This window comes from Sorangium sp. So ce363, from assembly GCF_051520435.1.
Classification (GTDB): domain Bacteria; phylum Myxococcota_A; class Polyangia; order Polyangiales; family Polyangiaceae; genus Sorangium; species Sorangium cellulosum_B.
Window position 1 is genome coordinate 12,537,850 of sequence record NZ_CP150333.1, and the last position, 23,322, is coordinate 12,561,171.

17 protein-coding genes and 1 other RNA gene are annotated in these 23,322 nt (G+C 72.5%); 9 read left to right on the top strand and 9 right to left on the bottom strand.

From position 1 onward, the window contains the following. Position 1: 1 nt before the first annotated feature. The 3 genes from WMF12_RS47275 to purD all read right to left on the bottom strand — a co-directional run bounded on the left by WMF12_RS47275 (position 2) and on the right by purD (position 2,894). Positions 2-880 carry an FHA domain-containing protein gene (locus WMF12_RS47275; protein WP_437296770.1) on the bottom strand — a complete coding sequence of 293 codons (879 nt, stop codon included), beginning with the start codon at positions 878-880 and terminating at the stop codon, positions 2-4. 220 nt (positions 881-1,100) lie between these two features. Continuing rightward, entirely contained in the window at positions 1,101-1,550 is a 450-nt protein-coding gene (locus WMF12_RS47280) for a hypothetical protein (protein ID WP_437856571.1), read from the bottom strand. Between the two features lie 9 nt (positions 1,551-1,559). Then, a complete protein-coding gene (purD, locus tag WMF12_RS47285; RefSeq protein ID WP_437856579.1) occupies positions 1,560-2,894 on the bottom strand; it encodes a phosphoribosylamine--glycine ligase in 1,335 nt (444 codons plus the stop codon). 280 nt (positions 2,895-3,174) lie between these two features. Between purD and WMF12_RS47290 the strand changes: the two genes are divergently transcribed. Continuing rightward, positions 3,175-3,615 carry a deoxycytidylate deaminase gene (locus WMF12_RS47290; RefSeq protein ID WP_272096750.1) on the top strand — a complete coding sequence of 147 codons (441 nt, stop codon included), beginning with the start codon at positions 3,175-3,177 and terminating at the stop codon, positions 3,613-3,615. 78 nt (positions 3,616-3,693) lie between these two features. Here the strand turns inward: WMF12_RS47290 and WMF12_RS47295 are convergent, their stop codons facing one another. Then, a complete protein-coding gene (locus WMF12_RS47295) occupies positions 3,694-5,169 on the bottom strand; it encodes a sigma 54-interacting transcriptional regulator (RefSeq protein WP_437856593.1) in 1,476 nt (491 codons plus the stop codon). Positions 5,170-5,478: 309 nt separating this feature from the next. Between WMF12_RS47295 and WMF12_RS47300 the strand changes: the two genes are divergently transcribed. Then, entirely contained in the window at positions 5,479-9,837 is a 4,359-nt protein-coding gene (locus WMF12_RS47300; protein WP_437856604.1) for a protein kinase domain-containing protein, read from the top strand. A 55-nt stretch (positions 9,838-9,892) separates the two neighbouring features. Continuing rightward, complete coding sequence (locus tag WMF12_RS47305; RefSeq protein ID WP_437856608.1) at positions 9,893-11,362, top strand: hypothetical protein; 1,470 nt, start codon at positions 9,893-9,895, stop codon at positions 11,360-11,362. Positions 11,363-11,453: 91 nt separating this feature from the next. Here the strand turns inward: WMF12_RS47305 and ffs are convergent. Next, positions 11,454-11,543: signal recognition particle sRNA small type (gene ffs, locus WMF12_RS47310), an RNA gene on the bottom strand. Positions 11,544-11,863: 320 nt separating this feature from the next. Here ffs and WMF12_RS47315 point away from each other — a divergent pair. Then, positions 11,864-12,652, top strand: a complete 789-nt coding sequence (locus WMF12_RS47315) for a hypothetical protein (protein ID WP_437856613.1) — start codon at positions 11,864-11,866, stop codon at positions 12,650-12,652. A gap of 91 nt (positions 12,653-12,743) precedes the next feature. Here WMF12_RS47315 and WMF12_RS47320 read toward each other — a convergent pair whose 3' ends face one another. Next, a complete protein-coding gene (locus WMF12_RS47320; RefSeq protein WP_437856617.1) occupies positions 12,744-13,667 on the bottom strand; it encodes a hypothetical protein in 924 nt (307 codons plus the stop codon). 104 nt (positions 13,668-13,771) lie between these two features. Between WMF12_RS47320 and def the strand changes: the two genes are divergently transcribed. Further along, complete coding sequence (gene def, locus WMF12_RS47325) at positions 13,772-14,347, top strand: peptide deformylase (RefSeq protein ID WP_437743274.1); 576 nt, start codon at positions 13,772-13,774, stop codon at positions 14,345-14,347. A gap of 168 nt (positions 14,348-14,515) precedes the next feature. Here the strand turns inward: def and WMF12_RS47330 are convergent, their stop codons facing one another. The 3 genes from WMF12_RS47330 to dnaK form a co-directional block, all read right to left on the bottom strand. Continuing rightward, entirely contained in the window at positions 14,516-14,941 is a 426-nt protein-coding gene (locus WMF12_RS47330) for a TraR/DksA family transcriptional regulator (protein ID WP_437856636.1), read from the bottom strand. 227 nt (positions 14,942-15,168) lie between these two features. Then, positions 15,169-17,196, bottom strand: coding sequence for a hypothetical protein (locus WMF12_RS47335; RefSeq protein ID WP_437856640.1), 2,028 nt, complete (start codon positions 17,194-17,196; stop codon positions 15,169-15,171). A gap of 221 nt (positions 17,197-17,417) precedes the next feature. After that, positions 17,418-19,337, bottom strand: coding sequence for a molecular chaperone DnaK (gene dnaK, locus WMF12_RS47340; RefSeq protein ID WP_437743277.1), 1,920 nt, complete (start codon positions 19,335-19,337; stop codon positions 17,418-17,420). Between the two features lie 597 nt (positions 19,338-19,934). Between dnaK and rpmE the strand changes: the two genes are divergently transcribed. The 4 genes from rpmE (at position 19,935) to WMF12_RS47360 (ending at position 23,317) form a co-directional block, all read left to right on the top strand. Beyond that, positions 19,935-20,141, top strand: a complete 207-nt coding sequence (rpmE, locus tag WMF12_RS47345) for a 50S ribosomal protein L31 (RefSeq protein WP_012241637.1) — start codon at positions 19,935-19,937, stop codon at positions 20,139-20,141. Positions 20,142-20,456: 315 nt separating this feature from the next. Then, a complete protein-coding gene (locus tag WMF12_RS47350) occupies positions 20,457-21,575 on the top strand; it encodes a DUF1385 domain-containing protein (protein ID WP_437856671.1) in 1,119 nt (372 codons plus the stop codon). 60 nt (positions 21,576-21,635) lie between these two features. Then, positions 21,636-22,730, top strand: a complete 1,095-nt coding sequence (gene prfA / locus WMF12_RS47355) for a peptide chain release factor 1 (protein WP_437856681.1) — start codon at positions 21,636-21,638, stop codon at positions 22,728-22,730. Then, positions 22,730-23,317 (top strand): hypothetical protein, encoded by a 588-nt coding sequence (locus tag WMF12_RS47360; RefSeq protein ID WP_437856687.1) that lies wholly within the window; start codon positions 22,730-22,732, stop codon positions 23,315-23,317. The genes prfA and WMF12_RS47360 overlap by 1 nt, the downstream gene beginning before the upstream one ends. Positions 23,318-23,322: the final 5 nt, after the last annotated feature.

The window sequence follows — 23,322 nt, forward strand, 5'->3', positions numbered from 1 at the left end:
TCTATTTCAGTGCGCCGAGGCGCTCGAGCCCTTCAATGCGCTGGAGGATGAACCGCTCCGCCGGCGTACGCTCGCCTGCGCGCTCGCGGAGCCGCTTCGCATAGCCACGGAGAATGGACATGTCGACGGCCTTCACCTTGCGCAGGACACTATACAGCTCATCGACGAGGTAGGCGGGGAGGAGGAGCTCGAGCCGGGTATTCAGCTCGAAAATATAGTTGATCCACGAGCCCCGACCCGTCGCCGCGGCGAGGCGGGCCGCATACATGCTTGCCTTCTCGACCAGCTCGGGCTGCACGGCGCCGACGCCCCCGTCCCGCGCCTTCGTGAGGATGTCGCTGAGCGAGCGCTGGAGGATGCGCTCGGCCTCGTCGACGCGCCCCAGGGCGAGCGCCTTGTCGGCGACGCTGCCGATGAGGCTGAGCGCGTGCACGCGCTTGTCCGGGTGCTGGGGGACGAGCCCGGGGAGCGACCTCCGGGAGGCGATGGCCGTCGCGCCGTCGTCCTCGCCTGCGGGCATCTCGCTCATGTCGACCGTGCGCGCGTTCTGCTGCCTCGTCCAGAGCGGCGCGCTCCGCGGCGAGTGCGCCGAGCTCGGCTCGATGGCCCCGAGCAGGAACATCTCCTGCCCCCCGATCGCGATCTTGTCGCCGTCCGACAGGATCTGGCGCCCCGCGATCCGAGCCCCGTTGATGAGCACGCCATTGCGGCTGCCGAGATCCTCGATCGCGACGCCGCCCTCACCGACGGTCAGCAGCGCGTGCCTGCGCGACACCAGCGGGTCGTCCAGCGACAGCTGGCAGTCCGCGCTCCGTCCGATGAAGAACTCGCCGAGCGGCACCTCGAGATCGTGGGCGAGGTAGCGCAATCGGATGCCCATGATCGAGCCATACCAACAGCCCAACAGGCCGTCAAAAGACAGCTTTCGGGCCGTGTAGCATTGGTTTGCAAGCCCACAAGAACGGCCGTGCAATGCGGACGGGACGTCCGCTTTCGTCTTACAGTATCACACCAGTTACTGTCGCCGCATCGTCGCCGCATCGTCGTCGCATGGTGCCGCGTGTCGTCGCGCGGCGTTGCTACCGGCTTGGGCGAGGCTCTCAGGGGAGGCGAGAGAGGACCCGGAGCAGTCTGAGGAGGAGCCTTGGGTGGGCGACGAGGCCGTAGATCTTGAGCTCCCCGCGGGCCACGAGGCGCGCGAGGTCGCGCAGGGGGCCGCTCTGTCGGCGGTGCAGCACCCCCAGCTTCGGGAGGCGCAGCCAGCGGTGGAACGCGACATCGGGGAGCCGGCGGAGCGCCGACTCGTCGCCGCAGAACGTGACGGACGGGATGCCGATGGCGCCGTCGTGGATGGTGAGCCGCCCGTGGTCGAAGCGCATCGTCATGGACGTATCGGCGTCCTGCGCGACGACGAGCACCGACCCGCGCAGCGCCCGGAAATCGGAGGCGCGCTTCGGGTCGCGCGCGAGGTGCTCGCGGATGAGGTGACCGAGGTAGGCCGCGAGCGAGTTCTCCTCAGCGCCTGGGGCGAGATCGACGATGGGTTCCATGGTGCCGCCTCACCCGGCCGCGCGCGCTCCGTCCACCCCGATGTCGCGGCGGAGCACCTTGCCGTCGAAGTCGATGGCGCTCGCGGCGCGGAAGGCGCGCTCCCGCGCCTCGGCGAGCGAGTCGCCCGCGGCGGTGACGGCGAGCACGCGGCCCCCCGCGGTCACGACCGCGCCGTCCCGCTCGGCCGTGCCCGCGTGGTTCACGAAGGCGCCCTCCACCGTGGCCGCAGCGTCGAGGCCGCGGATGACGTCGCCGGTCACCGGCGCCGTGGGGTAGCCGCGCGCCGCGAGCACGACGGTGAGCGCGTGGCGGCCGGGGGCGACGCGCGCCGCCCCGGGAGCGAGCGCGCCCGCCGCGGCAGACGCGCAGAGCTCGGCGACGTCGCCCTCGAGCAGCTCCATCAGCGCCTCGCACTCGGGATCGCCGAAGCGGACGTTGTGCTCGAGCAGGATGGGGTCCCCGGCGGGCGTGATCATCAGGCCCGCGAACAGCACCCCGCGGAAGGGCCTCCCTTCCGCCCGCATGCCGTCGATCGTCGGCCGGAGGATCTCGCGCTCGACGCGCGCGGTCAGGGCCGGGGTGACGCGGGCGCTCGGCGCGAACGCGCCCATGCCGCCCGTGTTCGGCCCGGTGTCGCCCTCGCCGACGCGCTTGTGATCGCGCGCCGCCGGCAGGACGAAGATCGCCTCGCCGTCGCTGATGGCGTGCAGGCTGGCCTCCTCGCCCTGGATCGCGTCCTCGAGGATCACGGTCGCGCCGGCGTCGCCGAAGCGGCGATCCACGAGCATGTCCTTGGCGGCCGCGAGCGCCTCGTCGACGGTCGTCGCGACGACGACGCCCTTGCCGGCGCAGAGCCCGTCGGCCTTCACGACGATGGGCGCGCCGCGCTCGCGGATGACGCGGGCCGCCTCGTCGAAGGAGCGCACGATCCGGAACGGCGCGGTCGGGATCCCGTGGCGGGCGGCGAACTCCTTGAGGAACGCCTTCGACCCCTCGAGGCGCGCCGCCTCGCGGCTCGGCCCGAAGACGGCGACGCCCTCGGCGGCGAGCGCGTCGGCGACGCCGGCGCAGAGCGGCGCCTCGGGGCCGACGACGACCAGGTCGGCGCGCTCGCGGACGGCGAGCCGGGTCGCCTCGGCAGGCGACAGGGACGGGAGGTCGACGCGGCGGATCGGGGCGCGGCCGGCGCCCGCTGGCGCGTGGGTCCCGGCGTTCCCGGGCGCCACGATCACCTCGGCGACCGAGGGCGATCGGGCGAACGCACGCGCGAGGGCGTGCTCGCGCCCCCCGGAGCCGAGCACGAGGATGCGGCGATCTGACCTTCGGGGGGCGGCGGAGCTCACCCCCGCGCGCTACCACGCGCCGGGCCTCGCTGTCGAGGCGCCTCGCGCGGTCCCGTGCCCGCGGGGGGCTCCGCGGCGCCCGGCGTCGTGATAGAAGCGCCCGCTGGGCGCGCGGCGCGGCTCAGCCGGGGCCGCGGGCGCGCGACGCCGGGCCCTTCGCGAGGGGGACCGGAGGGCGGATCCCTGAACATTCTGGAGGGATCGGCGAGCGCGGGTCGCTTGGCGTCGAAGGGACGTCGAGGGGGCGGCGGGCGCGGATCCCCCGTCGTGGAGGTGAGCGATGACGCATCGGGCTTCGTGGGATGAATATTTCATGCGCATCGCCGAGGTCGTCGCGTCGCGGGCGACCTGCGATCGGAAGCACGTCGGCGCGGTGATCGTGCGCGACAAGAGCATCCTCGCGACCGGGTACAACGGCTCGATCCGGGGGCTGCCTCACTGCGATGAGGAGGGGCACCTGATCGAGGACGGCCACTGCGTGCGCACGATCCACGCGGAGGCCAACGCCATCATCCAGGCCGCGCGGAACGGGGTGCGGATCGACGGCGCGACGGTCTACGTCACGGCCTCGCCTTGCTGGGGGTGCTTCAAGATGATCGCGAACGCGGGGCTCTCGCGCGTCGTCTTCGGCGAGTTCTACCGCGACGAGCGCATCTTCCGGTTCGCCACGGAGCTCGGGATCGAGCTCGCCCCGCTGGAACGGCGCGAGACGCCCGCCTGAGGTGTTGCGCGGGCGGGCGCTCGGTTGAGCGAGCCCTCGCGCAGTCGACGCCAGGTTGCGCGGCGATCTGCGCAACGCTCAGGCCTTGCGCGGCCGCGGCAGCCCGTACACGCGGATCCGCTCGACCAGCGTGCGCCGTGAGATCCCGAGCAGCGCCGCGGCGCGCGTCTGGTTCCCCATGCACTGCTCGAGCGCCTGGACGATGCGCTCGCGCTCGTGGGCCTCCATGGCGTCGCGCAGCCGGGTGGGGCCCGGGTCCACGCCGTCCGGCGCGCTCTTCGCGCCGTCGGGCACGCTCCTCGCAATCGTAGACGCTGGCGCCGGCGCACGCGCGTTCGAGGGCGCCTGCGGCGGGCGCGCCGGAAGGGGCATGGCATGCGATGGACGGGTGGGATCGGCCAGCGGGGAGAGGAGCAGGTGCTCCGGCCCGATGGGCGCCCCGTTGGCGAGGATCACCGCGCGCTCGAGCACGTTGCGCAGCTCCCGGATATTGCCTGGCCAGCTGTGGCGCTGGAGCCCGGCAAGGGCCGCTGGCGAGATCGGAACGGACGCGGCGCTCGCCTCGCCGGGGAAGAGCTCCTTCGCCGTGCGCTCCGCGAAGAGCTGCGCCAGCGCCGCGACCTCCCCGGGCCGCTCGCGCAGCGGCGGGATGGAGAGGGTCACGCCGTTCAGCCGGAAATACAGGTCTTGCCGGAACGCGCCGCGGCTCACCTCGGCCTCGAGGTCCCGGTGCGTGGCCGAGACGAAGCGGACGTCGATCTTGATGGGGGTCAGCCCGCCGACCCGCATCACCTTCCGCTCCTCGATGACCCGGAGCAGCTTGGCCTGGATCGAGGGCGGCAGCTCGCCGATCTCGTCGAGGAACACGGTGCCCCCTTCGGCCGTCTCGAGCAGCCCCGGCTTCGCCCGGACGGCGCCGGTGAAGGCGCCGCGCTCGTGGCCGAACAGCTCGCTCTCGAGCAGCGACTCGGACAGCGCGACGCAGCTCAGGCGCAGGAGCGGGCGGCTCGCGCGCGGCGAGGCCCTGTGGATCGCCTCGGCCAGCACCTCCTTGCCGGCGCCCGTCTCGCCGAGCAGGAGGATGTTGATCGGGCCGTTCGCGACACGCTCGGCGAGCTCGTAGACGGCGCGCATCGCGTCGTCCTTGACGATGACGTCCTTGCCCGCGTCCCGCTCGCCGCCCTTCTGGCGGAGGACGACGCGCGCGGCGCCGAGGTAGATGACGTCGCCGGGCGAGAGCTCGACCGCAGCGCCCCGCGCGGGCGTGCTCTTGCCCACATCGATCAGGCGCTCGGTCGCCGCGCTGCAGTGCCGGGCGCGCACGCGGGTCCCGTTGCTGCTGCCGAGGTCCTCGATCCGGAGCGGCGGGCCGAGGTGCAGCACCGCGTGCCGGCGCGACACCGAGGAGTCGGGGACGCAGATGTCGGCGTCCTCGTCCCTGCCCAGGACGACGCTGCCCGAGCCCGGCAGCTGTCGGGTGCTCATCGAGCTCTGGGTGATGATCAGGAGCTCGAGCGAGCCACCATCGCGGGAAAGGATCTCCGGCTCAGCCACATCGCACCCCAGAGTCGCGCCGGACGACGAGCGACGCCCTGCCGCTGCGCGCGTGCGATCCGTTCCGGGGACCGTTGCGGCAGCGTTCGCGGGACGGTCGCCAGGACCGAGGGCACGCCCAGCAGCCGGCTGCGTAGCACGGACGCGCGCGCAGGGCGACTGCCGTCGCGCTCACCTCGCGCCCGCGGGGCTCGCGGGGCTCCCCAGCCGTGGCGGTCGCGGTGGTCCAGCGCGCGCGGGGCAGCGATCGTCATCGCTGCGAGGCGGCGCGCTCCCGGTGCCGCGGCGCGGGCAGTAGAATTTCCGCGGATGATCGCGCGGGACCCGTTCGGCTGGGTGGGCAGCACCATCGGCGGCAAGCTGCTGGTGGACGCCGTGGCCGGCGAGGGGACGTTCGGCGTGGTCTACCGGGCGACCCACCTGGGATTCCAGGAGCAGGTGGCGGTCAAGTGCCTGAAGATCCCCGCAGATCTCCTGCCGGAAGAGCGGCAGTCGCTGCTCGACACGTTCGAGCGCGAGGCCCGGCTGCTGCACCGGCTCTCGCGCCGGACGACGGGCATCGTCCAGGCGCTCGACGTCTCTGCCGCGACCTCGCCGGAGGGCTGCTGGACGCCGTACATCGTCATGGAGTGGCTCGAGGGAGAGACGCTCGCGCAGCACATCGAGGCGCGGCGCGCCTCCGGGCGCGCGCCGTACTCCGTCGACGAGGCGATCGAGCTCCTGGCGCCCGCGGTGGGCGCGCTCGCGATGGCGCACGACGAGCGGGTCTCTCACCGCGACGTCAAGCCGGCGAACCTGTTCCTCGTCGAGATTCCCGGCGCGACGACGATCAAGGTCGTCGATTTCGGCATCGCCAAGGTGATCGACGCGTCGATGCCGCTGTCGAAGGCGCTCGCGGAGACGAGGCGAGCCGTGGCCGCGGCGCGGGGCGTGAGCCCCAGCGACACGACGCAGGTGCTCGCGACGTCGCCGACGTTGCACGTGTTCACGCCGCTCTACGGCGCTCCGGAGCAGTTCGAGCCGAAGCTCGGCGCGACGGGGCCCTGGACGGACGTGTTCGCGCTCGGGCTCGTGCTGCTGCAGCTGGCCTCGGGGAAGCAGCCGATCGACGGGCGCGATTGGGCCGAGCTCTACCTCGCCGCCGTGGACCCGCGCAGGCGGCCGTCGTTCGCGGGGCTCGGCGTCGAGGCGAGCCCCGCGCTCGAGGCGGTCGTCGCGCGGGCCGTCGCGGTCGAGCCCGCAGCGCGCTTCCGGGACGCGCGCGAGCTCGGAGAAGCGCTCGCGTCCGCGCGCGCCGGCTCCGCGCTCCGGCCGCCGGCTGCCCCGCTCTCCGCGATCTCGCCGAGGGCCGACCAGGCGTCTCCGCGGGGTCCGAGCGCGGCGCTCCCGGCCGCCCCGGCGCCCGCGGACGCCACGAAGGTCGCGGCGCCCGCGGGCGGGGCGAAGGTCGCGGCGCCCGCGGGTGAGTACCGTGTCTGCACCGTGCTCTCCGCGGAGATCGTCGTCGCCGGCGACGACGGGCAGGAGCCGCTCGATCCCGAGCAGGAGCTGGAGCTCCGCGAGGCGTGCCGCGAGCTCGTCCGCGAGCGCGTCGAGGCGCTCGGGGGCGTCGTGCAGGGCAGGAGCGAGGGCGTCGTCACCGCGCTGTTCGGCGCGCCGCGCGCGAGCGACAACGACGCCGAGCGCGCTGTCCGCGCCGGGCTGGAGCTCGCGTCGCTCGACGCCGGGTCGCTCCCTGTCCAGCTGCCGCCGCGCTCCCGGCCGAGGTTGCGCGTGGGCATCAGCACAGGGAGGCTGTTCGTGAGCGGCGCGACCGGGCGGGGCGCCCCGGTCGACGCCTCCGGCGAGGCCTTGAAGGCGGCCGCGCAGCTCCAGCAGGCCGCCGTGCCCGGCGCGGTGATGATCGCGCAGCCCACGTTCCGGCAGGTGGCCGGGCTCTTCCAGGTCGAGCCGCAAGGCGACGGCGCGCCGGGCTTCCGTGTGCTGACGCTCGCGAGCGGATCGGGCGCGGGATCCGATTTCCTCGGCCTCGGCACCCGCTTCATCGGGCGGGCGGGGGAGGTGCAGCGCCTCTCGGAGGCGCTGGAGACGGTCATCGCGGAGCGGCGCGCGATGTTCGTCTCGTTGATCGGCGCGGGCGGCATCGGCCGCAGCCGTCTCCTCGCCGAGGTCCGGACGAGGGCGCTGTCGCAGGCGGAGCCGTGCATCGTGCTCGGCGCGGCGTGCTCGTCGCTGTCGATGGATGCGAGCTACCACCTCGCCGCGTCGCTCCTCCGCGCTCATTTTCGCGTCCAGGACGGCGACGCGCGCGACGTCGTGCTGCGCAAGCTCGCGAGCGGCGTCCTCGGCGTCGACGCCGGAGGCGAGGCCGGCGGCGCGCCGCACCCGCTCGCCCTGGAGGACGCGCTGGCGGAGGTCGCGACCGTGCTCTGCCCGTGCCCGGCGGCGCAAGCCGCGCCCGCGACGGCGATCGTCCCCGACGAGGGCGGCGCCGAGGTGGCGAAGCGGGTGGCCGCGGCCGTCGCGATGCTGCTGCGAGCGATGGCCGCGCGCGGAGCCGTCGTCGTGCTGCTCGACGACATCCACTGGGCGGACGACGCCAGCCTCGACCTCTTCGACGATCTCGCCGTGCGCCTGTCGGACGCGCCCCTGCTGCTCGTCGGCGCGGCCCGGCCCGAGCTCTACGAGCGGCGGCCGCACTGGGGCGAAGGGAAGGCGAGCCACGCGCGCCTCGATCTCGGCCCGCTGCCGCGGCGGCACATCGAGGACATGGCGCGCGAGCGCCTCCGCCTCGTCGCGCGCTGCTCCGCCGAGGCCATCCGCGCCCTGGCGGAGCGCGCCGAGGGCAACCCGCTCACGCTGACCGAGACGCTGTACCTGCTCATCGACGCCGGCGCGCTCGAGCGGCGCCTCGGCGAGCCCTGGATCCTGCACGAGGAGCAGCTCGCCCGGCTCTCGTTGCCGGCGACGATCCAGGGCATCGTCCAGGCGCGGCTCGATCGGCTCGACGGCGAGGCGCGCGCGGTCCTGGCGCAGGCGGCCGTGGTCGGCAGGACGTTCTGGAAGGGCGCGATCGACCACCTCCGCGGCGCCGCGCCGCTCGACGGCGGCGGATCGAGCACCGCGGACGTGCTGCGGCGGCTCCGGGATCAGCAGATCATCCAGGCGCGTGACGCGTCGACGTTCCCCGAGGACTGCGAGTACGTCTTCGCCGAGGCGGCGACCCAGGAGATCGCCTACGAGACGCTCAGCCTCAAGGTGCGCCGGGCCATGCACCGCGCGGTCGCCGCCTGGGTCGACGGCGTCTCGGCGGGGCGCTCGCCTGCGCGCGCGCCGCGGGGGCTCGGGGAGGCGCTCGCGGCGCTCCACCATGATCGCGGCGGCGACGCGCGGAGCGCGGCGCTCGCCTACACGCGCGCGGCGGCGAGCGCGTCGTCGCTCGGGCAGAACGCCGAGGCGCTGCGGCACTTCGAGCGGGCCCGGGAGATCCACGCGAGCGCGGCGGACGGCGCCCCGGCGAAGGGCTCCGCGGCGCGCGCCCCGTCGGCCGCCGCGCCGGGGGGCGACGAGCGCCGGCTGTTCGCCTGGCACGAGCGCGCGGCGCTGTTGCTCGACGTCGGCGACGCCCTCCGCAGGGCGGGCCGACTCGACAAGGCGGAGCGCGCGTACCTCGAGGCGCGGACGCGGATTCTCCGCGTCGAGCGGCGCGCCTCCGCGCCGCCCGCGCAAGGCGCGGAGGCCGCGCTGTTCTGGGATGCGCGCGTGGATTTCCGCCTCGCCCTCGTGCTCAAGGTGCGCGGCGCGACGGCCGACGCGCGCGCGCTGATCGAGCGCGCGATCGCGCTCGCGGAGCGCGGCGGCGCCGCCCCGGAGACGCTCCCCATGTACGGGCTGCTCGCGGCGCTCCACCGGCGCGCCGGCGACCTCGACGCGTGTCGCGCGGTCGCGCTTCGGAGCCTGCGCATCTGCCGGACGCTGCATCGAGGCGACGACCGCCGCCGCGTGGCGGCGTCGCAGCTGCTCCTCGCGCTCGGGACGGTGTTCTACTCGCGCGGTCGGGTGGTGCAGGCGGAGCGCTGCTACCGCCAGGCCGCGCGGGCCGTCGACGAGCGCGCGTACCCAGAGGCGCTGGGCTTCGCGCTGAACGGCGTCGCGGCCGTGCTGTTCGCGAAGGGCGATCTCGGCGGCGCGCGGGAGGTGTTCGCCCGAGCGCTCGCGCTGAAGGAGCGGCTCGGCGATCTCCAGGCGATCGCGTCGGGCCACAACAACCTCGCGGAGGTCGAGCTCCGTCTCGCGCGCCCGCACGCCGCGCTGGAGCACGCGCGGCGCGCCGTGAGGCTGGGCGAGCAGGCCGGCGCTGGCGCCGATCTCCCGGACGCGTACCGCAACCTCGCCGCCGCGCTGCTCGCGGCCGGCCACGTCGGGGAGGCGCTCGAGTCCGGCTGCGCGGCGCTGCGACTCGCCGAGGTGGGCGGCGGGCGCGTGTACCTCGCGGACGTCGCGCTCGGCCTCGCGCGGATCTGCCGCGCGGCCCTCCGCGACGCCTCGACCCGCCCTCGCGCCGAGGCGGCCGTGGCGCAGCTCTCCGCCTCGCTGGCGGCGCATTTCCGGGACGGCGAGCTCGCGGCGCGGGCGGCCGAGTGCCGCGCGCTGCTCTCGGATCCCTGAGGCGCTGACCCTTTCTCGTCAGGTAGCGCGACGTGCCGCGCGGGAGACGTTCGTCATGATCAAGTCTTGGAATCAGGCAGCTATCGTTCTGACCGCCGCGGCCGCGCTCGGCTCGGCGGCGCTCGGGTGCGCGTCGGATCCCCCACCGCCGGGCGGGTGCCCTGGCGCGCGCGCGGCGTCTGGCGCGTGCATCGGTGTCCCCGCGGGAGCGCTCTGCGACGGGGACTTCTGCGCCGCGTCGGTCGATTGCGCCGAGGTGATCGAGGTCTCGAGCGCCGCCGCGCTCTCGCAGGCCACCGACGCCGCTCGACCTGGGGCGTGCATCGCGCTCGGCCCTGGCGCCTACGGCCCGATCGATCTGCCCCCCGGCGTGAGCCTGCTCGGCCGCGGCGCTGGCTCCGTGAGCGTCGCGGCGGTCTCGCTCGCGGCCGGCGACGGCGCCGTCCTCCGGGCGTTGACCGTGGGCGAGGGCGGCGTGCGGATCGCGGCCGGCGCCCGGGCGCGGATCGAGGCGGTGCGCGTCGTCGGCAGCGCGTCCGACGGCGTGACGCTCGGCCTCGGCGCGTCGCTCGACCTCGTCGCGTCGGCGATCGAGGGCTCGGCGCGGTACGGCCTGAGCGCGTTCGACGCCGGCCGCGTCTCCGTCGTGCGGTCCGTCGTCTCGGGCTCGCAGGGGCCGGGGCTGTGGGCGCAGTGCACCGGCGGCTGTGACTGCGAGGCGCCGGTGGAGCTCCACGTCGAGGACACGCTCATCCGCGACAGCAAGGTGGTCGGCGTGTCGCTCGTCGGGGCGCGCGCCTCGATGTCTGGCGTCGAGGTCAGCGGCAATGGCCTGAGCGGGTTCGATCCGAGCGGCGGCATCTCCGTGTCCGGCTGCTCGACCCTCGACGCGGCGGCCCTCAAAGTCGCCGACAACACCGGGTTCGGTCTCCTGATCGATCGAGCGAACGCAGCCCTCGGCGAGAGCGGCGAGGGCTTCGAGGTGAGCGGCAACCAGCCCGGGATCTGGATCCAGCACACGACGCCGGAGCAGACCGTCCAGCTCACGGGAGGCCTCCTCGAAAAGAACCGGGCCATCGGCCTGGGGATGAGCGGCGACGCGCGCGGCATCATCATCGACGGCATGCGCATCGCCGGGACCTTCGCCGACTCGGCGGTGGTGAGCGCGGACGGCGGGCTCGCCCAGGAGGTCGTCGGCGACGGCGTGAGCTGGCAGGAGCGCGCGCAGGCCGCGATCTTCGGGCTCGTGCTGAGCGGCAACGGGCTCGAGTCCCTCAACCCCTCCATCAGCCCGTCACGCCGCGCGAGCGTGCTCATCGACGGCGGCGTCGGTCTGGACAGCCGCCTCTCCGCCGTGACGCTGGAGGGCGGCGACGAAGCGGCGGGCATCGTGCAGCAGCGTCTGCCCGCTGACGGCCTAAGCCCGCTGCGCGACGCGGATGTCCCGCGCATCGAGACGAGCCCGGAGGCGCTGTTCTCCGTGCCCGTCGCGCCCATCGCGCCGGCGGCGCTCGACGCCCCTTGAGGCCTGCATCAGCGCGGCGACGGCCCGGCTCTGGGACCGCGTCCCGAGGTGAGCGCGGGAGCGCGTCGGGCCCACAACTGGACCGACAAAAAGTAAGTGGGCCCGCCACACTCGCTTTCCGCTACCGTTGCTCCCTTCCGGGCCTGGCGGGGTTCACGGCGCGCTGTCGGCGGACCCATGAGGTCCAGGCGCTGTTGCCTGACGCAGGGACTTCGTAGTCGAACCTCGTCCCCATGTCGAGCCCCACGGCGCGCGCGGCGGCGATTCGTGGGCCATGGCGTCTCGACTCCCCCGCGAATGCAGCGTCGCCCACGTCGCCCACGTCGCCCACGTCGGGTTCCCTCCTCGGAGCCATCGGGGGTGAGCGCGGTGCCAGTGAGGTGTGAGCGTGAGCTGCGATCGGGGTGTGCAAAGGGTGGAGGTGTGCGCCGAGCGATCGACCTGGAGCGGCATCGGCCAGGGCTTGCCTCGTTCAGGAAGCCCCGTACGCTTGGAGGTGTCGTGAATCCGTTCGATTCCGAGGACGAGGGACGGGGCAGCCGGCTGATTCCGGTGCTTCTCTTCATCGGCTCCGCAGCGCTGGCAGCGGCCGCGCTCCGGTTCGCCTGGCAGCAGCCGGTGATCATGGCGGCGGTGCTCAGCGTGGTTCTCGTGTTCGCCGCGGCCCGCTGGCTCGCGCGCCGCAAGCTGCGCCGGCTGCTGCGCTCGGGCGATGTGGGCTCGGTGCTGCGGCGCTGGTCGTCGTCGCTTCACCGCGTCCCGCACCCCGCCACGATGGCACCGCTCATGACGGCGACGGCGTTCGCGGCCTATGGTTGGGTCGAGAAGGCGCGCGCGGCCATGGCCGCCGCCGAGCGGGGGCCCGCGTGGGAAGCGGCCCTCGAGCACCGCCTCTTCCTCGACACGCTCCTCTGCACCTTCGAGGGCGATCGCGACACGGCGCTCGCGCAGGCGGGTCGCCTGGCGCGCCTCCCTCTCCCGGACATCAGCTCGCCCTTTCGCAGCCGGGTGGTCACCCTGCGATCGGCAGCCGGCGCGCTCGCCCGCGCCTTCGCTCACACGAGCGTGCCGGGCGACCGCGCGCTGCTGGAACGCGCGAGCGAGGCCAGCCCGCTCGTCTTCTGGGCCATGCGCTACGCCGCGGCCGTCGTCGCCATCGACGAGGGCGAGCTCACCCGCGTCGAGGAGCTCCTCGCCGACGCGCCCTCATGGCCCCAGGAGTCGACGTTCCGCGCCTTCCACGACGAGATCGCCGATCGCGCCGGCCTTCCCCGCGCGGTGAGCGCGTAGCGGGCCGGTCATCGCGCGCGCCGCTGCGCGCGGCGTCGACCCGGAACGCCGGTCCTTCCAGAGGGCGCGCCGTCTTCGCGTTCGCGCCGGCTCAGCCCTGGAACAGCGTGCGGATGTAGCAGGTTGCGCGCGCCCCGGGGGCTGCGCCGGCGGGGTCTTCCGGCGCGTCCGGCACGAACGCGCCGAGCGCGCCGAGCGCGCCGCCGAGGGTGAACGTGCGCAGCATGATCCTCGCCTGCGTGCCCGCGAAGCACGGCTTGCGGTAGGCGACCTCCACCCTCCGGGCGAGCACCGCCGTGCTGTGGCCCTGCGCCGAGAGACGTCGCAGCGCGGCCTCCGCGAAGAGCCGCGGGTACACGAGCGAGTTCACGTGCTGGTTCCCGTCCGTGTGATCCAGGCCGAACGCCACCGGGATCGGATCCAGGGTCGGCTTCGCGTCGAGCGGCTCCGCGCCCTCGGGCAGGCCCATCAACGCCTCCGGCGAGCGAAAGTCGTAGCGCTCGGGCGGCACCGCCGGCAGATCCGGGGACTCGAAGCGCAGCACCTTGCGCGCCTCGGGCGCCGCGAAGGGCCGCGTGAAGACGTGCTCCGCGAACACGCGACCGACCTGGATCGGCTCGCCCGCGCCGGGCGGCGGCGGGCCGTAGGTCCGGCTGCGGCGCCCGCTGGCCGAGAGCCACATGGCCAGGATCAGCCGGTTCACCTGGGAGGTGGCGTCCTCCGTGTGCGCCAGCTGGTAGCGGCCCTGCAGCTCTAGCGGCTCCCGCGTCGCGATCGGCCCCTCTCCGCCCTCGATGATGAGGCGGGTGAGGATCGGGATGATCCCTTGCGTGAGCATGAGCGCCTCGACGGGGCTCGCCCGCAGGAGCTTCACCCAGACCGCGGGCCCGAGGCCGTGCGGCAGCGCGTCCAGCATCACCCGCCCGTTCTGGCTGACGTCTTCGAAGCGGAGGTGCATGGCGGCGGTCGCCTGCTGCTGCTCGGGGACGCAAGGCTCGTCAGGGAAGTAGTGCATGCCCCGTCTCCATAGCTGACGCCGCCGCGCGCCGCATGGACCAGCGCCTGGGCGCCGCCATGGCCGGCCAGGCCGACGGCGCGCGTCCATGGTACGATCGCCGCGTGACGCTCCTGAAAATCGCCCACATCGGCAACCCTGTCCTCAGGCAGCGAGCGCGTGAGGTCACGCCAGAAGAGCTCTCCTCCCCTGCGATGCAGGCGTTCATCGACGATCTGGTGGAGACGATGCGCGACGCGAACGGCGCGGGCATCGCCGCCACCCAGGTCCATGTGCCGGTGCGCATCTTCGCGGTCGAGGTGCAGAACAACCCCCGTTATCCGTACAAGCCGAACATCCCGCTCACTGTCGTGGTCAATCCGGTGATCGAGCCGCTCACGCAGGAGACGTTCGAGAACTACGAAGGGTGCCTGAGCGTCCCGAACCTGAGGGGTGTTGTCGACCGCACCACCGAGATCCGGCTCACCGGCCTGGATCGCGACGGGAGGCCGATCGACCGCATCGTGCGCGGGCTGTCGGCGGGCACCTTCCAGCACGAGAAGGATCACGTCGACGGCGTGCTCTTCGTCGATCGCGTGAAGGATCCGCGGACGCTCTGCACCTGGGCGGAGTTCGACCGCTATCACAAGCAGCCCTTCGTCGAGCGCATCGTCCCGTTCATCCAGCGGATGGGCGGATGAGGTGCCTCGTCGCGCGGGTCCTGCTCGTGCGTGTGACCGCTGCGCGGACCAGAGCGCTCGGCACGAGCTCGAGCGCTCCCGCGGACATGCGCCTCCGCTAACGCAGGCCGCACGCCTCTCGCCCGCGCTGGCGGGGAGGGACGTGCGGTGCCTGCTGGCGGGGAGCGATCAGGCGCCGCCGCCGGTCCGTTCTTCGCGCTCGATCTGCTCCTGGTAGGCGACGCTGTAGCGCGCCCAGGGACGGAGCTTGAGGCGGCGGTAACCGATGGGCTCGCCGGTGCCCTCGCACATCCCGTAGCTCCCCTCCTTCATCTTCGCGAGAGCACGGTCGATCTCGGCGAGCACGCGGACATCGCGCTCCAGGAGCTTCGACGTCAGCGACGTCGCGCCCTCGGCGTTGGCCTCGTCCATCTCGTCGCCCACCTCGCGCGAGATGTCGCGCTCTGCGTGCTGCCGCTCATCGATGTTGGCGACGAGGCTCGCCCGGCGCTCCTCGAGCGCCTGCCTGAGCTCGTCGAGCTGCTCCGGCGTCAGATCCGGCAGATCGGAGTCGTCCGTTTCGGGCGCCGCGCGGCGCACGGGCGGCCTCGGCATGGCGGCTGCCGTCGTGGCGGACGTCTCTGGCCGCGCCGGGCTCATTCCGTCGCGACTCGCACCTTCACGGTTGTTCATTGTTTCCTCTCATATTTTCGGTGGCAATTCGCGTACCGATCTTGAACGTGGGCGGACGAAGCACGCGCGCGGCGTGGTGACCAGGGAACACGAACGAGCAGGAGCAGCCGCGCCAGCTTACTGGCTGTGGTGATAGCGCATCCACGAGCCTATGGCTTCGTGATGCCGGCCATTCGAAGCCCTGCCGCGACGAGCGCGCCGATGTCCTCGAGCACGGGCTTCGACACGTTGATAGAGATCTCGGCCCGCGGCGCCGCGCCGCCCTGCTGCTGGGTCGTGACGAACATCAGCCCTTCCCCTTTGTGGGGGAGCTTTGCCAGCGCTTCGCCGAAGATTCGAGCTTCCTGAGGCAGCGCCACCGGCGCCGCGCCGGGCTGATCCAGCGTCGAGAGCACGCTCTGGAACGTGCGGGTGATCGGGGCGAGCGTCGAGAATCCACCCCAGGCGAACTTCCCGGTCTTCAGCTTCTCGAGCCCCGGACGTGACGCGAGCGTCGCTGCGGCGGGCGCGCCCGCTTTCACCGTGGCGAGCCGCCTCAGCAGGTCGCCCTTGTCGTGTCCGAAGGCGACCCACGTCGTCTTCTCCTCACCCATGACGAGGAGGTGGAGCGTCATCGTCAGCTTGGGCTTCTGCTTGCCCTTGGCGGCGGGGGTCGAGCCCGCGTCGCCGTCGAGCGGCGGTAGATCGCGGACGATCTGGATCTCGACGGCGAGCGACGACTTCCCGAGCTCCTTCGGCGCCTGAACCGTCTTGACCGTCGGCAGATCCTTCGGATCGATGTCGATCTCCGGGAGCCGCTTGCGCAGCCCGGGCGTGTTGTAGGCGGTGACGGCGTTCTTCACGTACTTGATGAGCGCGTCGGGCGCCTCCTCGAACCCGAACAGGTTCCAGCCGACGAAGCCCCCCATCATCTTGTCGAGCGCCTCGTTCGGCGTCGGCTTTCCGGCCTGGGCAGCGGCAGGAGGCGCGTCCGGGTACCCGTGGGCGGACACGCTCGGCCCCTGGTCGATCGGCAGCGCGAGGAGGTCGGCGAGCGCCTTGCGATCGGCGGGCTTGCCGATCTTCTCCTTCTCCAGCCACCCTTCGAGCATCTCGCGCAGCGTCTTCAGGATGCCGCCGTAGTGCGCCGGGTCGTAGCCGTGGTCGAAGAACGCGCCGGCGCTGTCCTTCGGCGCGCGCCAGTACAGCGCCGGCGCGGCCGCGGCGCGGTTCGCCCTGTCGGCCATCGTCTTGGCGAGCCACGACGACTGGCCCCGGAGCTCCAGGGCAGCGGTGAGGTTCACGCAGGACTGGTTGTCGACCTGGAGATCGACGACCGCCTTGCTCGCGTCGTTGATGAGCGCCTCGAGCTCCTGCTGAACGGAGGTCGCCGCGTCGGTGAGCGCCCGGTCGAACTGGGGCTGCCCGATCGAGAGCTGGCTCTGCGCGAGGATCGGGAGCCCGCCGAGCTGCTGCTTCGCCATGCCGCCGAACTTCGTGCTGAGCGGGACGAAGCGGACCTCGCCGTGGAGATCGCGCGCCTCGGGCGCGAGCGTCGGCAGCGTGCGCGCGAGGTACGGCCCGAGCGTCGTCACGTCGCGGTCCCGATCGCCGCAGAGGAGCCGCGCGGGCGCCGAGCCGGCGGACGCGGCGAGGAAGCAGCTCGATGACGAGGGCTCCTTGCCGCCGATCTTCCACATGCCGGGCTTCACCTCGGTGAGGGCGGCGCCCGCCTCGAGAGCGCCCCTCGCCCGCTCGAGCGACGTGAGCCCGAACGACACGGCCGCCACGGGCTTGCCCCGCTTCGAGCTGTCATCGAGCGCGACGATCAGGTGCACCGGCGCGTCGAGCGCGAGCACCGTGGCGAGCTGGTCCGTGTCGATGGAAGGGCTCACGAGCTCGCCCAGCACACCCGAGGAGAACGCCTGCGCGCCCGTCTCCGCGAGCGCCGGAGGCAGCCCCGCGCACGTCGCGATGCTCGACAGCGTGGCGGCGGGGTTGCTCCAGCGGAGCACGCCGACGATGTCGGCCGGCTCGGCGACCGGGGATAGATCGAACGCCGGGCTGGCGGCGACCTGGGCAGGCCCGGCCTTGACCTCGCCTTGTCCTGCGGTCGGCGCGACAGGCGCGGGGGACGGCCCGCAGGCGAGGGAACCGGCCATCAGGACCAGGGGGGCGATCGGCAGGAGAGTTCGCATGAGCGCCGGTTATACGGCTCCCGGACATCCGAGTCGACGCCCAAGGAGCGCGCCGCGCAGGCGACGGTTGCATGCGCCGCCTCCCGCGCGGCGGCCGCTCCAAATGCGAACGAGCGCGGACGAATCCGCGCTCGTTGCGCTTGGCGCTTGGCACTTGCCGAACGCGCGCGGAGGAATCCGCGCTCGTCGCACACCGTCGAGGAGCGGGCTCCTCGCGGCGATCAGTTCGACTCTTCGAACTCCGCGTCGATGACCGAATCCTTCCCCTTGCCGCCGGCGGGGGGCGGCGGCTGGCCTCCCGGAGCGCCGCCGGGCGCGGCGCCGCCGCCGTCCTGCGGCGGGCCGGCCTTCTCGTACATGACGCTCGCGATGCGGTGCGCTTCCTTCTCGAGCTTCTCCAGCGCCGCGCTCACGGCCGCGTCGTCCTGCTTCTCGATGGCCGACCGCCCCTCGGCGATGATCCCGTTCAGCGCCGAGACGTCGCCCTCCGGCAGCTTGTCCTTGTTCTCGCTGATCGTCTTCTCCAGCGTGTAGCAGAGGTTATCGAGCTTGTTGCGCCGCTCGATCTCCTCGCGCCGGCGCTTGTCCTCGGCCTCGTGCGTCGCCGCCTCGTTGACCATCCGGTTGATCTCGTCCTCCTTCAGGCCGCCCGACGCGGTGATCGTGATGCGCTGATCCTTGCCGGTGGCCGTGTCCTTGGCGTGGACCGAGAGGATGCCGTTCGCGTCGATGTCGAACGTCACCTCGATCTTCGGCACGCCGCGGGGCGCCGGCATGATCCCTTCGAGGTGGAAGCGGCCCAGGGTCCGGTTGTAGCGGGCCTCGGTGCGCTCGCCCTGGAGCACGTGGACCTCGACGCTGGGCTGGCTGTCGGTCGCGGTCGAGAAGATCTCCTTCTTCTGGGTCGGGATCGTGGTGTTCCTCGAGATCATCACGGTCATCACGCCGCCGAGCGTCTCGACGCCGAGCGAGAGCGGCGTGACGTCGAGCAGCACGAGGTCCTTCACGTCGCCCGAGAGCACGCCCGCCTGGACCGCGGCGCCGACGGCCACGACCTCGTCCGGGTTCACGCCCTTGTGGGGCTCCTTGCCGAAGAACTTCTTGACCGTCTCCTGGACGAGCGGGATGCGGGTCGAGCCGCCGACGAGGACGATCTCGTCGATCTGCTGCGGCGACTTCTTCGCGTCGGCGAGCGCCTTGCGGGTCGGCTCGAGCGTGCGGTCGATGAGCGGCCGGATCATCTGCTCGAGCTTCGCCCGGGTGAGCTGCTTCTGGAGGTGCTTCGGCCCCGAGGCGTCCGCGGTCAAGAACGGCAGGTTGATCGTCGTCTCCTGCACGTTCGACAGCTCGATCTTCGCCTGCTCCGCGGCGTCCTTGAGCCGCTGCACGACCATCTTGTCGTTCGAGACGTCGATGCCGGTGTCCTTCTTGAACTCGGCCGCGAGCCAGTCCATCACGAGGTGGTCGACGTCGTCGCCGCCGAGGTGGGTGTCGCCGTTGGTCGAGATGACCTGCACGACGTTGTCGCCGACCTCGAGGATCGAGATGTCGAACGTGCCGCCGCCGAAGTCGTAGACGGCGATGACCTGCTCGTTCTTCTTGTCGAGCCCGTACGCGAGCGCGGCGGCCGTGGGCTCGTTGACGATGCGCTTCACGTCGAGCCCGGCGATGCGGCCCGCGTCCTTGGTCGCCTGGCGCTGCGAGTCGTTGAAGTACGCCGGCACGGTGATGACGGCCTCGGTGACCTTCTCGCCGAGGTAGTCCTCCGCGGCCTTCTTCAGCTTCTGGAGGACCTTCGCGGAGACCTCGGGGGGCGACATCTGCTTGCCGCGCACCGCGATCGAGGCGTCGTTGTTCTTGCCCTTGCTGACCGTGTACGGGACGCGCTTCGCCTCTTCCTGCACCTCCTCGTAGCGGCGACCCATGAAGCGCTTGGCCGAGTAGATGGTGTTGGTGGGGTTCGTGACCGCTTGGCGCTTGGCGATCTGCCCGACGAGCACCTCGCCCTTGTCGTCCCAGGCCACGACGGACGGCGTGAGGCGCGAGCCCTCCTCATTCACGATGACCTTGGGCTCTTTGCCCTCCATCACCGCGACGACGCTGTTGGTCGTGCCGAGATCGATGCCGATGATCTTGCCCATGACGTTGAACCCTCCGAGAACTGTTTGCGCGACGGCCTGATGACCACGGGGGGCGAGAAGACCCGACCGGCCAGCAGGGCTCAGCTGACAGCTGCCGCGAGCCACCGCTCCAGAGCCGTCAAAAACCGCTGGGAATCCGGATACTTTCGCCGAGTTTTCGCGAGCTCGCTGGCTCGCGACCGCGAAGCTAACCATGTGCGCCCGAGCGTCAACGCCGCCCCTAGCAATTGCCGTGCGCGCGGGCTGGGGCTGCCCGCACCTTGACCGGAGCCCGGTCGCGCCGCACCTAAGGTGTCCGCGCTTCGCACCGCCAGCGTCTCGAGCCGGGGGCCTAGCTCCTGGGGGAAGCGCGGCGGGCTCGGCCGGCAACGCCAGGGCCGCCTCGCTGCGCGGCTTCGCGCAAACCCGCGCGAACTCGCGCAGAACTCGCGCAAACCCGCGCAAACCCGCGCAAACCCGCGCAAACGATGTCGAGCGGGCCGGACGAGAACCGGACGAGACGAGAGATAGAAGAGCGGGCGCGTCTGAGGGGCTTCTTGCGGTCCAAGACGCGCTGAGCTATAGGCGCCCTCCCTCGCAACACCCGAAGGACTCACCATGAAGCCCGGCATCCACCCCGAGTACAAGGCCTCCACGATCACCTGCGCGTGCGGCGCCGTCGTCGAGACCCGCTCCACCCGCGGCAGCTTCACCACCGACGTCTGCTCCGCCTGCCACCCGTTCTACACGGGCAAGCACAAGATCATGGACGTCGCCGGCCGCGTCGACCGCTTCCGCAAGAAGTACGCGACCGCAGGCAAGTAGCCGGGCCGATCGTCCCTCTACGCCCGAACTCCCTTCTTTCACCGGATTCGCCCGTCACGCCGCGCCCGCCCGGGGCGTGGCGGATGGGTTCGTTCGCCTAGCGCCCGCTAGCCCTGCGCGGAGCGTGAGCGGCCGAGACGTCGCGCGCGGCGGACGCGGACGCGGACGCGAACATGACAACGTCGGCACATCCACCTGTGCGGCGCTGGTCGGTCGGGCCGATGCGCTGGCCGTGTTATGCGCTAGATTGGAACGCGTATGAGCGATCAGCCTGCACGTCCGTATATCGGTGGCCAAGCGGTCATCGAAGGGGTCATGATGCGGTCGCCGAGCTCGGTCGCGATCGTCTGCCGGCGCCGCTCGGGAGAGCTCGTCGTGCGCGAGCAGCCGATGACCGCCGTCTCGAAGGGGCCGCGCACCTGGCCGTTCGTGCGGGGGGTCGCGACCCTCGTCGAGTCGCTCCGCCTGGGATCCCAGGCGCTCCGCTGGTCCGCGGACCTCTACGAGCAAGATCTCTCGGCCGAGGAGGCGGGCTCGGCCAAGGCGCCGGAGTCGAAGCGCCCGAGCGCAGGGCAGGCGGGCGGGGTGAACCTCACCTCCCTGGCGCTCAGCATGGCGGCGATCGCGGCGCAGGACGTGGAGCCCGCGCAGGTCACGGGCAGCCCCGCGCCGGGCGGCGGCGCAGAGGGGAAGAAGCGGGGAGGAGGGATGGGCATGATCCCGATCCTCTTCGCGGTCCTGCTCTTCGTGGCGGCGCCCCAGGCCGGCGCCGAGCTGGTCAACAAGCTCCTGGGCCTCGGTCTCGAGGTCACGTCGCCGGCGTTCCAGGCGATCACCGGCGTGGCGAAGCTCGCCATCGTCGTCGGCTACCTCCTGCTGATCCGCCAGATCCCCGAGGTTCGACGCGTTTTCCAGTACCACGGCGCCGAGCACAAGGCGATCTCCACCTACGAGGCGCACGAGGTCCTCGAGGTCGAGAACGCGCGCCGGAAGACGGCCATGCACCCCCGCTGCGGGACGACGTTCCTGGTCATGGTGGCGCTCGTGTCGATCGTGGTGTTCTCGGTGGCCGGGGCGTCCCTGGGCGCGCTCCTGCCCAAGCTGCCTGGTGGCCGGCTCGTCGAGAGCGTCACGTTCTTCCTGATGAAGCTGCCGTTCCTCCCGCTGATCGCCGCGGTGACCTTCGAGATCCAGCGGATCTTCGCGCGTTATTGCACCACCGGCCCGCTCCGCGCGCTGCTCTGGCCGGGGTTCCTGGTCCAGAAGATCACGACGGCGGAGCCCGAGGATGCGCAGCTGGAGATCGCCCTCGCGTCGCTCCGTGCGACGCTCTGGCGCGAGGCCTCGGTGGCCGCTCCAGTCCAGCCCGATCGGGTGTTCGCCGACTACTCCAAGCTGCTGGCCGACCCCGGCTACGCAGGCGCCCACGGCTAGCGCGCCGGCTCCGCCGGGCCCCTCGCCGCCGTCCAACCCCGCGTCGTCTTCGGATTGCAGATGCTACCTATCGCGAAACTCGAGGCGGTTCAGCGCCGCTTTCAGGAACTCGAGCACCTCATGTGCAGCCCGGCGGTGCTCTCCGCGCCGGCCGAGCTCCAGCGGCTCAACCGCGAGCGGACCGAGATCGAGCCCGTCGTCGTCGCCTTCGCCCGGCTGCGGGACGTCGAGCGGCGCATCGCCGAGGATCGCGAGGCGCTGAGCGATCCCGACCTGTCCGAGCTCGCGCAGGCGGAGCTTCCCGAGCTCGAGATCGAGCGCGAGCGGCTCGCCGCCGAGCTCGAGGTGCTCCTCCTCCCGAAGGACCCCAACGACACGCGAAACACCGTGATCGAGATCCGCAGCGGCGAGGGCGGCGAGGAGGCGGCGCTCTTCGCCGCCGATCTCTTCCGCATGCTCTGCCGCTACGCGGAGACGAAGCGGTGGAAGGTCGAGGTGCTCAACCTGAGCGAGGCCTCCGCCGGCGGCTACAAGGAGGTCGCGGCGCTGATCACGGGGCAGGACGTCTACTCCCACCTCCGGTACGAGGGCGGCGTCCACCGCGTTCAGCGGGTCCCCTCGACGGAGACGCAGGGGCGGATCCACACCTCGACCGCGACGGTGGCCGTGCTGCCCGAGGCCGACGAGGTCGACGTGCACATCGACGACAAGGACCTGGAGATCTCGATCGCCGCGTCGGGCGGCCCCGGCGGCCAGGGCGTCAATACGACGAACAGCGCCGTGCAGATCAAGCACCTGCCGACGGGCATGATCGTGAAGTGCCAGGACGAGCGCTCCCAGCTGAAGAACAAGGCGAAGGCGATGAAGGTGCTCCGGAGCCGGCTGCTCGAGCTCGAGCAGCGCCGGCAGGAAGAGGCCCAGAGCGCCGAGCGAAGGACCATGGTCGGCACGGGGGAGCGGGCGCAGAAGGTGCGGACCTACAACTTCCCGCAGAACCGAGTGACGGATCACCGGATCGGCCTCACGCTGCACAAGCTCGACAAGATCATCGAAGGGGACCTCGACGAGCTCATCGGCGCGCTGCGCACGCACCGCCAGGCAGAGCTCCTGCGGCGCGGCGGGCTCTCGGGGCCCGCGCTGGAGCCCGCCACGTGATGGGGGCGCCGTCCATCGAGAGAGGGGCGCCGCCCGTCGATCTGGAGGCGCTGCTCGTCGCGCTCGTGCTGGCGCCGTCGACCTTCTCGCGAAACCGCTTCTTCTCGCTGTACGCCGACCCGGAGGCGCGCCGGGTGCGGCGGCGGGCGGCGCTGCTCAGGAGCATCGTGCGGCAGCTGGTCGCGGGCGCGGACCGCGCCGGGCTCGCGCCCGCCGCGAGCGGCGGCGCGCTGCTCACCTACGACGTGCCGTCGCTCGGGTTGAAGCGCACCGCCGCGCTCGACGCCCTGGAGCTCGCGGTGCTCCGCATCGCGGTCGCGCGCGGGGCGGTCCCGCGGGTCGAGCAGCCGGGCGGCGGGGGCGCCGCGCCGAGCTCGGCGACAGGCGCCGCGTTGCCGCATGAGCTCCTCCCCGAGCCGGCGGACACGTCGCGGATCGAGCGCGCGCTCGCCCGGCTGCTGCCCGAGGGGAAGGCCGGCGGAGCGCTGGAGTCTCCTGGCGAGGGGGAGCCGGGAGAGCCGGACCCCGGGACCAGGGCGCTGCCGCGTGACCGGGCGCGGCGTGACTCGCAAGCACCCTGGGAGTAGGAGGC